We start from the raw sequence: 13,026 nt of genomic DNA on the forward strand, positions 1-13,026 counted from the left end.
AATGCTGCAATATCTGATAGTATGCCCGCTGGTATTCCTGGCGGGCTTCGTGGATGCGATCGCCGGAGGAGGGGGACTGATCTCCCTTCCGGCCTATATTATTGCCGGGGTTCCGGCACATTTTGCCCTGGGTACGAACAAACTGGCTTCCTCCATGGGGACGACGATTTCCACTGGACGTTATCTGAAAAATGGTTATATAAAAGGAAAGCAGATGATCCGGATCGCGGTTTTAAGCTGTATCGCTTCCCTGGCCGGATCTTCCATCGGCTCCAGCCTTTCTTTGCTGGTCAGTGAGAAGGTACTGGAGGGGCTGATGATCGTGGTCCTGCCGGTTGTGGCATATTATGTGATGCGCAACAAGAACCTGGGCAGTGTGGCGGTGAAGGAGCCGCTGCCGGATAAGGCCATGCTTGTGGTTGCTGTGCTGGCGGCGTTTTTCGTGGGCGGTTATGATGGATTTTACGGACCGGGGACCGGGACATTTTTGATTCTGATCCTGACCGGAGCTGCGTGCATGGATGTGCGCAGGGCGTCTGCCCTGACGAAGGTGATCAACCTGTCGTCCAATGTGGCGGCGCTGGTCACGTTTCTTGTAAATGGAACGGTGCTTTACGGATTGGGGCTGGTTGCAGGGGTGTTCTGTATTGCGGGACATTATATTGGGTCTGGCCTGGTCGTGCATAATGGACAGAAGATCGTGCGCCCGGTGATCCTGGTGGTGCTGGCGATCCTGTTTATCAAGATCATTGCCAATATTGCTGCGGGAGTCTGACCTGGTGTGAATGCGCAGCGCAGAGAGAGGTAATTAGTTACATAGATGTAGATACATAGATGCAGATACATAGTTAAAGGAGAGGATTTCGTATGAAGTGGACTAAATTTACGCTAAAGACAACAACGGAGGCCGTAGACTTGATCAGCAGCATGCTGGACGAGTTTGGGATTGAGGGGATCGAGATTGAGGATAATATCCCTCTGTCTGATGCAGATACCAAGGGGATGTTCATCGATATCCTGCCGGAGCTGCCGCCGGATGACGGCACGGCGTTAGTCAGCTTTTATCTGGAGGATTTGACCAATCTGGAGCGCATTTTGCGTGATATTGAGGAAGGGCTGGATGACTTAAGCCAGTTTGTGGATGTGGGAGAGCGCACCATAGCCATTTCCGAGACGGAGGATAAGGACTGGATCAACAACTGGAAGCAGTATTTCAAACCGTTCACGGTGGATGATATCCTGATCAAACCCACCTGGGAGGATGTGCCGGAAGGACATGAGGACAAGCTGCTGATCCAGATCGATCCGGGCACGGCTTTTGGCACCGGGCAGCATGAGACTACCCAGCTCTGCATCCGTCAGCTCCGCAAATATGTGAATGACCAGTCGGTTATCCTGGACGTGGGGACTGGCAGCGGGATTCTGGGGATCGCGGCGCTGAAGCTGGGGGCGAAGCAGGTCTTCGGCACGGATCTGGATGAAAATGCGATCGTGGCAGTAAGGGAGAATCTGGAGGCCAATGATATTTCACCTGACCGTTTTCAGGTTGTACAGGGCAATATCATCGATGATAAAGAGATTCAGGACCAGGCCGGCTATGAGTGTTACGATATCGTTGCAGCCAATATCCTGGCGCCGGTCATTATCATGCTGCAGGGGGAGATCGCAAAGCATTTAAAGCATGGCGGTATTTTTATCACCTCCGGGATCATCAACATGAAGGAGCAGGATGTGAGAGAGGCCATGGAGTTCAACGAGGAACTGGAGATCATTGAGACCACATACCAGGGCGAGTGGGTATCCATCACCGCCCGGAGAAAATAAGGAGCGGCAAGTGTACCATTTTTTTGTGACGCCGGCGCAGATCGCGGACGGCTATGCGGTGATAACCGGACAGGATGTAAACCACATCCGCAATGTCCTCCGGATGAAGCCGGGGGAAGAGATCGCGGTGCGGGACGGGATTTCCAGAAATTATATCTGTGAACTGGAAACGATCGGTGCGGAGGAGATCCGTGCACGGATCCTGGCGGCAGAGGAGGATTCCAGTGAGCTTCCTGCAAAGCTTGTGCTGTTCCAGGGACTGCCAAAGAGCGATAAGATGGAGCTGATTATCCAGAAAGCGGTGGAGCTTGGCGCATATCAGATCGTTCCGGTGGCAACGCGGCGCGCGGTGGTGAAGCTGGACAAGAAAAAAGAGGATGCCAAAGTCAAACGCTGGAATGCCATCGCCGAGAGCGCGGCAAAGCAGTGCGGGCGTATGCGGATCCCGGAGGTTACCGGGGTGATGAGCCTGAAGGAAGCGTTTGCCTGTGCAGCCGGATTTGACAGGAATATCATCCCTTACGAGTTAGCGGAGGGAATGGCAGAGACGAGAGCCATTCTGGATCAGATACGTCCCGGGATGCAGGTGGGGATCTTTATCGGTCCGGAGGGCGGATTTGATGTGGCGGAGATCGAGGAGGCCATGGAGGCAGGTGTTTGTCCCATCACTCTGGGCAGGCGGATCCTGCGGACGGAGACGGCGGGCATGACGGTGCTGTCCATCCTTATGTTTCAATTGGAGGCGTAAGGGGCAGGCGGACCGCCGGTTTAAGAAAGAGGAGAGAGCATGGAAGCATATTTTGATAATTCCGCCAGCACAAAGGTGCTGGACAGCGTTAAGGACATTGTAGTGAAGACTATGACGGAGGATTACGGCAATGCGGCGGCCAAACACCGGAAGGGCGTGGAAGCGGAGCGCTATATCAGGGAGGCCCGGTCCGTGATCGCCGGGACCCTTAAGGCGGCGGAGAAGGAGATATTGTTCACCTCCGGCGGCTCCGAGTCCAACAACATGGCCCTCATCGGCACGGCGCTCGCGAACCAGAGGGCAGGGAAGCATATTATCAGCACAGCCGTGGAACATCCGTCTGTGTACAATCCGCTGACTTATCTGGAGGAACTGGGATTTGAGATCACCTTTCTTCCTGTGGACCGGGACGGACATATCAGCCTGAAGGAGCTTGAAGATTCCATACGTCCGGATACGATCCTGGTGTCGGTTATGTATGTGAACAATGAAGTGGGGGCGGTGGAGCCGATCGAGGAGATATCCAGGATCATCAGGACTAAGAACCCCAACACCCTGTTTCATGTGGATGCCATCCAGGCCTACGGCAAGTTTGTCATCCGACCGAAGAAACAGGGTATCGACCTTCTTTCGGTCAGCGGACATAAGATCCATGCGCCGAAGGGCGTAGGGTTTCTCTACATCCGCGCTGGAGTGAAGATAAAGCCTTTGATCTACGGCGGCGGCCAGCAAAATGGTATGCGTTCCGGGACAGAGAATGTTCCCGGGGTCGCTGGTCTTGGCGTGGCTGCAAAGGAGGCGTACACGGATCACGAGGAGAAGATCCGCCGTATGACAGAGCTTAAGGATTACATGACGGACCGTCTGGGCGAACTGGAAGGCACCGTAGTCAACAGCAAAAAGGGAGCGGAGAGCGCGCCGCAGATCGTCAGCGTCAGCTTCGAGGGCGTCCGCAGCGAGGTGCTTTTGCATGCTCTGGAGGACAAAGGAATCTATGTCTCCTCCGGCTCTGCCTGTTCCTCCCATCATCCGGGGATCAGCGGGACCTTAAAGGGCATCGGCCTGCCTCAGAAGCTGCTGGATGCGACCATAAGGATCAGCTTCGGCGCGTTCAGTACGAAGGAGGAAGTGGACTACTGCATCGACGTGCTGAAGGAAGTGCTTCCAGTGTTGCGCAGGTACCAAAGGAGCTGAGCGGCTGCGGATTCGGGTGAATATGCCGCAGATACAGGCGGACGTGTTGTGAATGCAGACGAATACGCCGTGGATAAGGAAGATCGAGAGAGGATAAGCTATGATATTTCAGTCATTTTTAATAAAATACGCCGAGATCGGCACGAAGGGCAAGAACCGCTATCTGTTTGAGGACGCTTTGATCAAGCAGATCAAAAACGCCTTAAAGAAGGTGGATGGTTCCTTTATCGCCTCCAAGGAGACGGGGCGCATCTATGTGCAGGCGCTCACAGATTATGATTACGACGAGGTTATCGAGGCCTTGCAGCGGGTGTTCGGGATTGCCTGGATCTGCCCGATGCTGCAGATTGAGGAAAAAGATTTTGATCATTTAAAAAAGGTCGTTGTGGATTACATCGACCAGGCATACCCGGATAAGCATTTCACCTTCAAGGTGGACAGCCGCAGAGCGGATAAGAACTATCCGGTCCGCTCCGAGCAGATGAACTGTGACCTGGGAGAGGCAATCTTAAATGCATATCCGGAGACGAAGGTAAACGTGCATAAGCCGGATGTACTGCTGCGGGTGGAGGTCCGCAAGGTGGTCAACATCTATTCCCTGATGATCCCTGGACCGGGCGGCATGCCGGTGGGGACCAACGGGAAGGCCATGCTGCTGTTATCCGGCGGAATTGACAGCCCTGTGGCTGGTTACATGATCGCCAAGCGGGGCGTTAAGATTGACGCGGTGTATTTCCATGCGCCGCCCTATACCAGCGACCGGGCGAAGCAGAAAGTCGTCGATCTGGCGAAGCTGGTGGCAAGGTATTCCGGCCCGATTCCGCTGCATATCGTCAATTTTACGGATATCCAGCTCTATATTTACGAAAAATGCCCTCATGAGGAGCTGACCATCATTATGCGGCGGTATATGATGAAGATTGCGGAAGAGATCGCGAAGAATAATGAGGCGATGGCGCTGATCACCGGCGAGAGCATCGGCCAGGTGGCGTCCCAGACGGTCCAGTCCTTAGCGGCGACCAATGAAGTCTGTACGATGCCGGTATTCCGCCCGCTGATCGGGTTTGACAAGCAGGAGATCGTGGACATATCCGAGAAGATCGGGACCTTTGAGACCTCGATCCAGCCTTACGAGGACTGCTGCACGATCTTTGTGGCGAAGCACCCTGTCACGAAGCCGAACATCAATGTGATCCATAAGTCGGAGATGAATCTGAGGGAACAGATTGACGAGATGGTGAAGACAGCCATTGACACAGCCGAAATGGTATGGTGTGACTGAGAAGGCACTTCCCTGTGAATTAAAAAAAGGATGCTTCTTTGCCGGAAGCATCCTTTGAAACCTGATATGAAACTATTATTTGATGATGTACGGGGACAGCGTCTCCAGGATCTCGTCAATGCTGGCCTCGGCATGGATGTTCAAGTCGATCGGCTTGGACAGATCCAGGCTGAAGATACCCATGATGGACTTTGCATCGATCACGTATCTGCCGGACACCAGGTCAAAATCAATATCAAATTTAGTCAAATCGTTTACAAAAGATTTCACTTTATCAATGGAATTTAAACAAATGCGAACTGTTTTCATGTAAGAAACCTCCTTAATGGCTGCTTGTAATTTTATGTGGGCGCCGGAGTCCATACTCCCCCCGCCTTATAACAATACTACCTAGATATGGCTGAAAAGTCAATAGGGAGTTTACATGAAATGGATGTAAAAAAATTGTAATATTATGCAAGGAGATAGAATATGAGGACAGCAGCGTTACATAATCTGGGCTGCAAGGTGAATTCCTATGAAACTGAGGCGATGCAGCAGCTTTTAGAGGAGGCGGGCTATGTTATCGTGCCGTTTTCACAGAAGGCGGATGTCTATATCATAAATACCTGTTCCGTGACCAACATGGCGGATAAGAAGTCCCGCCAGATGCTGCACCGGGCCAAAAAACAGAATCCGGACGCTGTGGTGGTGGCTGCGGGCTGCTATGTGCAGGCGGCAGCGGAGGAATTGAAAAAAGACCTGTCTGTGGATGTGATCATTGGGAACAATAAGAAACAGGACCTGGTACCGATCCTGGAATCATATTTTCAGGAATTGGATGGAAGAGGGGCAGGCGGAGGCTCTGCGGTAGACGGAAGACCGGCGGAAGACCGGGATCACGTGATTGACATCAGCAAAACCCATGAATATGAAAGCTTAAGTATCCGGAAGATATCCGATCATACCCGGGCTTTTTTGAAGGTGCAGGACGGATGCAACCAGTTCTGCAGCTACTGCATCATCCCCTATACCCGCGGGAGGGTGCGCAGCCGCAGGCCGGAGGATGTGGAGGCGGAGGTCAGGACGCTGGTGGCGGGAGGCTACCAGGAGGTCGTGCTGACCGGCATTCATCTAAGCTCTTACGGCGTGGATTTCCCTGTGGATCAGGCGGAGGATCTGCTGGGGCTGATCAAAAGGCTTCATGCTGTGGAGGGGCTGAAACGCATCCGCCTCGGTTCTTTAGAGCCGCGGATCATAACCGCGGAATTTGCCGGGGAGCTGGCGGCCATGGAAAAGATCTGCCCTCATTTCCATCTGTCCCTGCAGAGCGGATGTGATGCGACTTTAAAACGGATGAACCGTCATTACGATACCAGGGATTATGAAGAGCGCTGCAAGATCCTGCGGCGGGCGTTTGACAATCCGGCGATCACCACGGATGTGATCGTGGGATTCCCGGGGGAGACGGAGGAAGAGTTTGAGCAGACCAGGGAATTTCTGGAGCGGATCCGGTTCTATGAGATGCATATTTTTAAGTATTCCAGGCGTGCGGGAACCAGGGCTGACAGTATGCCGGACCAGGTACCGGAGAGTGTCAAATCCATCCGGAGTGACGTTCTGCTGGAGCTTGAGAAGCAAATGTCGGAAGATTACCGCAGAAGCCTTGTAGGTAAGGATAAAACGGTGCTTCTGGAAGAAAAAATAACTCTGGACGGGACCGATTATATGATCGGCCACACGAAAGAATATGTAAAAGCAGTGGTGCCATACAGGGATGGTCTTAAGAATACCATAGCAGAGGGGACTCTTGCGGGAATGGCGACAGATGAGATCCTTTATTTGTCGTGAATTTTATGAAAATATAAATTATAGAATATCTTAAGAAAGATTTTCCTTGCCGAAATGGACAAAGTAGTATAGAATAGAGAAGAATAGTTAAAGGACGTGAGGAACATGGGCGAAATTCATAACACACAGTTTTTTCAGGCAGTACAGGAGAATAAGATGGATGTTAGCCAGGTTTTAGAGCAGGTTTATGTGGCTCTGACTGAGAAGGGATATAATCCGGTGAATCAGATTGTGGGATATATTATGTCGGGGGATCCGACCTACATTACCAGCCACAAGAGCGCCAGGAGTTTGATCATGAAAGTAGAGCGTGACGAGATCCTGGAGGAGCTGATGTCCGTGTATATTGATGCGAAGCTTAAGTGACGGGCGTATTGTGCCTGTATCTGTGTATAAGGAACCAAAGAAGACTGCCAGCCGTTCCGTACTGAAAGGCTGGCAGTCTTTTCGGGCATCCTTCTGATCTGGAGAGACGGTTATGAGAATTTTAGGACTTGATTACGGCTCAAAGACCGTAGGTGTGGCAGTCTGTGACCCCCTCGGGATTACTGCCCAGGGAGTGGAGACCATCACCCGCAGGGATGAGGACAAGCTGCGGAAAACACTTGCGAGGATTGAAGCGCTGATTGCAGAATATCAGATTGAAACCATTGTTTTGGGTTATCCTAAGAATATGGATGACTCTATTGGCGAACGTGCAAAAAAGACTGAAGAATTTCGCGATATGCTGGTGCGCAGGACGGGCCTGCCGGTGGTTTTGTGGGATGAGCGTCTGACAACTATAGAAGCAAATGAGATTTTAATAGAAAGTGGAGTGCGGCGTGAGGACCGGAAAAAAGTCATCGACAAGATTGCGGCGACTTTGATCCTGCAGTCCTACTTAGGCTCCATACAGGAGTAGAAACGTGGAACAGGAAGAAAAGATCACATTACAGACCGATACGGGCGAAGCGGTGGATTTTTATGTGCTGGAGGAGACCCGGATCAATGGAATGAATTACCTGCTGGTGACGGATTCCGAGGAGGATGAAGACGGAGAGTGCTACATCCTGAAGGACGTATCGAAGGCAGAGGACAGCGAGGCAGTCTATGAGTTCGTGGAGAATGATGACGAGATGGACTACTTATACCGCATTTTTTCGGAGCTTCTTGAGGATATGGAAGTAGAGATCCGGAAGTAGAATAATTTGGAGGAAAAACATTGAAAACAGAGAAACAGAATCAGAATGACAATGGGAACGTGAAAACAGCAGAGAAGGCTTTAGAAGCCGAGAAAACCAACGGCAGATCCGGCGGACGCAGCTCCAGGCCGGCGGCGAAGAATGGGGCCAGGCAGGGCAGCAGGACAGCCGCAGCTGCAAAAACTGAGAAGAGTGACAAGGCTGACAGAGGCGACAAAAACGATCGAACCGATAAGACGGACAGAACTGACAAGACAGACAGAAATGATAAAGCTGGAAATGTAAAGGCTGACAGAAATGTAAAAGCTGATAAAAATACAAAGAGCGACAAGCCCAGGGTAAAGATCATCCCTCTGGGCGGATTAGAGCAGATCGGCATGAATATCACCGCATTTGAGTATGAAGATACGATCGTGGTGGTGGACTGCGGTCTGGCGTTCCCGACGGATGATATGCTGGGCATCGACTTAGTCATCCCGGACGTAACCTATCTGGAGAAGAATATTGATAAGGTGAAGGGCTTTGTGATCACCCATGGACATGAGGATCATATCGGCGCCCTGCCTTATATTTTGCAGAAGATCAATGTTCCGGTGTACGGCACCAAGCTGACCATCGGACTGATCGAGAATAAATTAAAAGAGCATAACCTGATGAAGAGCACCAAGCGGAAAGTGGTAAAGCATGGCCAGTCCATTAACTTAGGCTGCTTCCGTGTGGAATTCATCAAGACCAACCACAGTATCGCGGATGCGGCTGCACTTGCCATCTTTACCCCGGCGGGCGTGATCGTCCATACCGGCGACTTTAAGGTGGATTATACCCCGGTATTTGGGGATGCATTTGATCTGCAGAGGTTTGCGGAGCTGGGCAAGAAAGGTGTGCTGGCGCTGCTCAGCGACAGTACCAATGCGATCCGTCCCGGCTTTACGGCTTCGGAGCGGACCGTGGGCAAGACCTTTGACGCGATCTTTGCAGAGCACAAGATGAACCGTATTATTGTTGCGACCTTTGCGTCTAATGTGGACCGGGTGCAGCAGATCATCTCTTCCGCTGAGAAGTACGGGCGGAAGGTTGTGGTGGAAGGCCGCAGCATGGTCAATGTTATCGGAACAGCCACGGAACTGGGCTATATCAATATCCCGGACGGGACCCTGATCGAGATCGACCAGCTCAAGAATTATCCGGACGAGCAGACGGTACTGATCACCACAGGAAGCCAGGGCGAGTCCATGGCGGCGTTATCCCGTATGGCTTCCGGGATGCACCGCAAGGTATCTATCAAGCCGAACGACGTCGTTATTTTATCCTCCACCCCGATCCCGGGCAACGAGAAGGCAGTTTCCAAGGTTGTCAACGAGCTGTCCATGAGAGGCGTGGAAGTGATCACACAGGATACCCATGTATCCGGACATGCATGCCAGGAAGAGCTGAAGCTGATCTACTCCCTGCTGCATCCGCATTTTGCACTGCCGGTGCACGGCGAATACCGTCATCTGGTAGCCAACCGCAACATCGCTACGGCCATGGGCGTTCCGAAGGAGAATACGCTGATCATGTCCTCCGGCTGTGTGGTGGAGCTTGGCGAGGACACCTGCCGGGTGGTAGACCATGTACAGGCGGGCGGCATCCTGGTGGACGGCCTGGGCGTAGGCGACGTGGGCAATATTGTACTGCGTGACCGCCAGAACCTGGCGCAGAACGGTATCATCATCGTAGTTTTGACCCTGGAGAAATACTCCAACCAGCTGCTTGCAGGCCCGGATATCGTATCCCGCGGATTTGTCTATGTGAGGGAGTCCGAGGATCTGATGGACGATGCCAAGAACGTAGTGGACGATGCAGTTGCCGACTGTCTTGAGAAGCATGTGACAGACTGGGGCAAGATCAAGAATATTATCCGCGACAGCTTGAGCGACTTTATGTGGAAGCGGATGAAGCGGAATCCGATGATCCTGCCGATCATTATGGAAGTGGACTAACGCGAAAGATAGAAATAGACCGGAAAACCTGTGTGATGTCACGGTTTTCCGGTCTTTCTTTCACAATCTGGAGCCGGCGGGGCGCAGGCACGTTGAGAAAATGCCCTTTCTTTTTTGCCATGTTTGTGTTATTATACGATTACCTAAAGTGAGATAAAATAAAGATCAGAATTCAGTCGTGCAGCGGATGATTTGGAACAGGAAGGTACACGACAGCCAGAACCAGAAGGGCAGGGGAAGCAGCAATGAGCCAGATTACAAAAGACATCAACAAAATAACGGGGACCATCATCGGGATTTCGGGAAAGCTGATCCTGTATGCACTGGTGATCCTGCTGCTGGCGGAGGGCATTACCAGAGGGTATGCTTTCGGACATGAGATTTTCTATGCGACTGCCATGGAGGAAGCGCCGGGCAGAGATAAGGTGCTGACTGTTCCAAAGGGACAAAAGGAGTCGGAGACGATCCATACCTTAAAGGATCTGGGGCTGATCGACAACGAGCTTGCGATCCAGATCCAGATGAAGTTTTATGAATATGAGATTTACCCGGGAACATACACCCTGAATACTTCCATGACTTCCAAGGAGATCTTACAGGCTCTCAACGTGGAGCCGGAGGACGGTGAAAAGAATGCAGACGGTTCCTCAAAGTCGGCATCGCAGACTGGCGCGGACTCCGGAGGCAATGCAGGAGCCGGTGCGAATGGAGCGGCTGGCGGCAATGCGGACGGTGGTGGAAATGCAGGTGCCGGTGAGAATGCAGACGTTTTAGGCAATGCAGGCGCCGGAGTGGACGGGGCTGCCGGCAATGCAGGCGCCCAGTCACAGGACGAATGGCCGTCAGACGGCGGAGAAGAGCCGGAGGTAGAGATCGAGATACCGGAAGGCGGTACGCAGGAATGATGGACCAGGACAGGATTACCGGTTATATCCACTCTCTGGACCAGGGACACGGCGAGCTCTGTGACCGGATCGCCAGGGAGGCGAGAACTTCTTATGTGCCGATCATCCGGCGGGAGACGGCCTCGTTTTTACAGACGATGGTGGCAAGCGCTGCGCCATCCAGGATACTGGAGGTTGGAACTGCGGTAGGATACTCGGCGCTTTTGATGGCGCAGGTGATGCCGGAGGGGTGTCATATCACAACGATTGAGAAATACAAGCCGCGGATACCTCTTGCAAGAGATCATTTCAGGCAGGCGGGGATGGAAGAGCGCATTACCCTGATCGAGGGGGATGCAGGTGAGGTTCTGGAGCAGCTTTCCGGAACCTTTGGCTTTATCTTTATGGATGCGGCGAAGGGACAGTATATCCACTGGCTGCCCCGTGTTCTTGAGCTGCTTAAGCCGGGCGGAGTTTTGCTTACGGACAATGTGCTACAGGACGGGGACATCGTGGAATCACGGTTTGCTGTGGAGCGCAGGAACCGGACCATACACGGACGGATGCGGGAGTATCTGTATGTCCTGACCCACACAGAGGCGTTACAGACCAGCATTGTTCCCATTGGGGACGGCGTGGCGCTCAGCGTCAGGAAATGACAGGCGGAGTGGCGCTCAGCGCCAGGAATAACAGAAGGAAAATAGCTATGAGAAAAACAGAATTACTGATACCGGCGGGCAGCTTGGAAGTATTGAAGACCGCCGTGATATACGGGGCCGACGCGGTGTATTTGGGCGGCGAAGCCTTCGGACTTCGCGCAAAAGCGAAGAATTTTACCAATGAGGAGATCAAAGAGGGGATCGCATTCGCTCACGGGCGGGGCGTGAAAGTCTATATCACTGCCAATATCCTGGCTCACAATGAGGATCTGCCGGGTGTGGAGGCGTATTTTGAGGAACTCAAAGAGATCGCTCCGGATGCTCTGATCATCTCTGACCCCGGCGTCTTTGCCATTGCAAGGAGAGTGCTTCCGGATATGGAGATCCATATCAGCACCCAGGCCAACAATACCAATTATGGTACCTACCTTTTCTGGTATGGCCTCGGGGCAAAGCGGGTGGTTTCCGCGCGGGAGCTGTCGCTTAAGGAGATCAGGGAGATACGTGAGAAGATCCCGGAGGATATGGAGATTGAAAGTTTCATCCACGGGGCCATGTGCATCTCTTATTCAGGCAGATGCCTGCTGAGCAACTTCATGGTGGGAAGGGACGCCAACCAGGGCGCCTGTACCCATCCCTGCCGATGGAAATATTCCATCGTGGAGGAGACAAGGCCCGGCGAGTATATGCCTGTATATGAGAATGAGCGGGGCACCTATATTTTTAACTCCAAGGATCTTTGCATGATCGAGTATATCCCGGAGATGATGGATGCTGGGATCGACAGCTTTAAAATAGAAGGTCGCATGAAGACGGCGCTTTACGTGGCGACTGTGGCTCGGACCTATCGGAAGGCCATAGACGATTACCAGAAGGATCCCGCGCTTTACCGGGCCAACCTGGACTGGTACCGGGAGGAGATCGCAAAATGCACTTACCGGGAATTCACCACCGGCTTTTATTTTGGAAAGCCCAATGAGGAAAGCCAGATTTATGACAATAACACCTATGTAAAGAATTATACTTATCTGGGAACGGTGGAGGAAGTGCGTGCAGACGGCTGCTGCCGGATCGAGCAGAAGAATAAATTTTCCGTTGGAGAGCAGATTGAAGTGATGAAGCCGGACGGCCGCAATATAGAGGTGACCGTGCGCGCCATCACCGATGAGGACGGCACACCGCAGGAGAGCGCGCCCCATCCGAAGCAGGTCCTGTATGTGGACCTGGGGACGGAGCTGGAGGTGTATGATATTCTGCGGCGGAGGGAAGAAGCGTAAGACAAATGAAGATTAAGGTCACCCCTGGCATAGACGGGTTTATCCTCAATATTGTTCTGATGTTTTTTTTGATGCTTTTCGGTATTCAGGTTTCCGGATCGAGAGGTGACTCGTTTTATGGCATTTTGGCAGGTATCTGTGGAGTATGGGCAGCTATAAAGGCTG

The 13,026-nt window shown here is 52.4% G+C and carries 14 protein-coding genes; 13 read left to right on the forward strand and 1 reads right to left on the reverse strand.

Annotation, left to right across the window (positions count from 1 at the left end; translation table 11 throughout):
• Position 1 precedes the first annotated feature (1 nt).
• From AB1I67_RS10610 to thiI, 5 genes are all read left to right on the forward strand, one after another.
• A complete protein-coding gene (locus tag AB1I67_RS10610; protein WP_367029837.1) occupies positions 2 to 775 on the forward strand; it encodes a TSUP family transporter in 774 nt (257 codons plus the stop codon).
• Positions 776 to 867: 92 nt separating this feature from the next.
• Positions 868 to 1,824 (forward strand): 50S ribosomal protein L11 methyltransferase, encoded by a 957-nt coding sequence (gene prmA, locus AB1I67_RS10615; RefSeq protein ID WP_367029838.1) that lies wholly within the window; start codon positions 868 to 870, stop codon positions 1,822 to 1,824.
• A gap of 10 nt (positions 1,825 to 1,834) precedes the next feature.
• Positions 1,835 to 2,572 (forward strand): 16S rRNA (uracil(1498)-N(3))-methyltransferase, encoded by a 738-nt coding sequence (locus AB1I67_RS10620; RefSeq protein WP_367029839.1) that lies wholly within the window; start codon positions 1,835 to 1,837, stop codon positions 2,570 to 2,572.
• A gap of 39 nt (positions 2,573 to 2,611) precedes the next feature.
• Positions 2,612 to 3,766 carry a cysteine desulfurase family protein gene (locus AB1I67_RS10625; protein WP_367029840.1) on the forward strand — a complete coding sequence of 385 codons (1,155 nt, stop codon included), beginning with the start codon at positions 2,612 to 2,614 and terminating at the stop codon, positions 3,764 to 3,766.
• 100 nt (positions 3,767 to 3,866) lie between these two features.
• A complete protein-coding gene (thiI, locus tag AB1I67_RS10630; RefSeq protein WP_367029841.1) occupies positions 3,867 to 5,048 on the forward strand; it encodes a tRNA uracil 4-sulfurtransferase ThiI in 1,182 nt (393 codons plus the stop codon).
• A 75-nt stretch (positions 5,049 to 5,123) separates the two neighbouring features.
• Here the strand turns inward: thiI and AB1I67_RS10635 are convergent, their stop codons facing one another.
• Complete coding sequence (locus AB1I67_RS10635) at positions 5,124 to 5,357, reverse strand: HPr family phosphocarrier protein (RefSeq protein ID WP_367029842.1); 234 nt, start codon at positions 5,355 to 5,357, stop codon at positions 5,124 to 5,126.
• Between the two features lie 162 nt (positions 5,358 to 5,519).
• On the opposite strand from AB1I67_RS10635, the gene mtaB reads away from it, so the two are divergent.
• The 8 genes from mtaB (at position 5,520) to AB1I67_RS10675 (ending at position 12,861) form a co-directional block, all read left to right on the forward strand.
• Positions 5,520 to 6,878, forward strand: coding sequence for a tRNA (N(6)-L-threonylcarbamoyladenosine(37)-C(2))-methylthiotransferase MtaB (gene mtaB, locus AB1I67_RS10640; protein WP_367029843.1), 1,359 nt, complete (start codon positions 5,520 to 5,522; stop codon positions 6,876 to 6,878).
• A gap of 105 nt (positions 6,879 to 6,983) precedes the next feature.
• Entirely contained in the window at positions 6,984 to 7,244 is a 261-nt protein-coding gene (locus AB1I67_RS10645) for an IreB family regulatory phosphoprotein (protein WP_367029844.1), read from the forward strand.
• 112 nt (positions 7,245 to 7,356) lie between these two features.
• Complete coding sequence (gene ruvX / locus AB1I67_RS10650) at positions 7,357 to 7,779, forward strand: Holliday junction resolvase RuvX (protein WP_367029845.1); 423 nt, start codon at positions 7,357 to 7,359, stop codon at positions 7,777 to 7,779.
• A 4-nt stretch (positions 7,780 to 7,783) separates the two neighbouring features.
• Positions 7,784 to 8,059 (forward strand): DUF1292 domain-containing protein, encoded by a 276-nt coding sequence (locus tag AB1I67_RS10655; protein ID WP_367029846.1) that lies wholly within the window; start codon positions 7,784 to 7,786, stop codon positions 8,057 to 8,059.
• Between the two features lie 344 nt (positions 8,060 to 8,403).
• Positions 8,404 to 10,041: a ribonuclease J gene (locus AB1I67_RS10660; RefSeq protein WP_367032605.1), complete on the forward strand. Its 1,638-nt coding sequence runs from the start codon at positions 8,404 to 8,406 to the stop codon at positions 10,039 to 10,041.
• Between the two features lie 245 nt (positions 10,042 to 10,286).
• On the forward strand, positions 10,287 to 10,946 hold the full coding sequence (locus AB1I67_RS10665) for a hypothetical protein (protein WP_367029847.1): 660 nt from the start codon (positions 10,287 to 10,289) through the stop codon (positions 10,944 to 10,946).
• Positions 10,943 to 11,584 carry an O-methyltransferase gene (locus AB1I67_RS10670; RefSeq protein WP_367029848.1) on the forward strand — a complete coding sequence of 214 codons (642 nt, stop codon included), beginning with the start codon at positions 10,943 to 10,945 and terminating at the stop codon, positions 11,582 to 11,584. The genes AB1I67_RS10665 and AB1I67_RS10670 overlap by 4 nt, the downstream gene beginning before the upstream one ends.
• A gap of 47 nt (positions 11,585 to 11,631) precedes the next feature.
• On the forward strand, positions 11,632 to 12,861 hold the full coding sequence (locus tag AB1I67_RS10675; protein ID WP_367029849.1) for a U32 family peptidase: 1,230 nt from the start codon (positions 11,632 to 11,634) through the stop codon (positions 12,859 to 12,861).
• The last annotated feature ends 165 nt before the right edge of the window (positions 12,862 to 13,026 follow it).

It is taken from the genome of Clostridium sp. AN503 (assembly GCF_040719375.1).
In the GTDB taxonomy this organism is placed as follows: domain Bacteria; phylum Bacillota; class Clostridia; order Lachnospirales; family Lachnospiraceae; genus Brotaphodocola.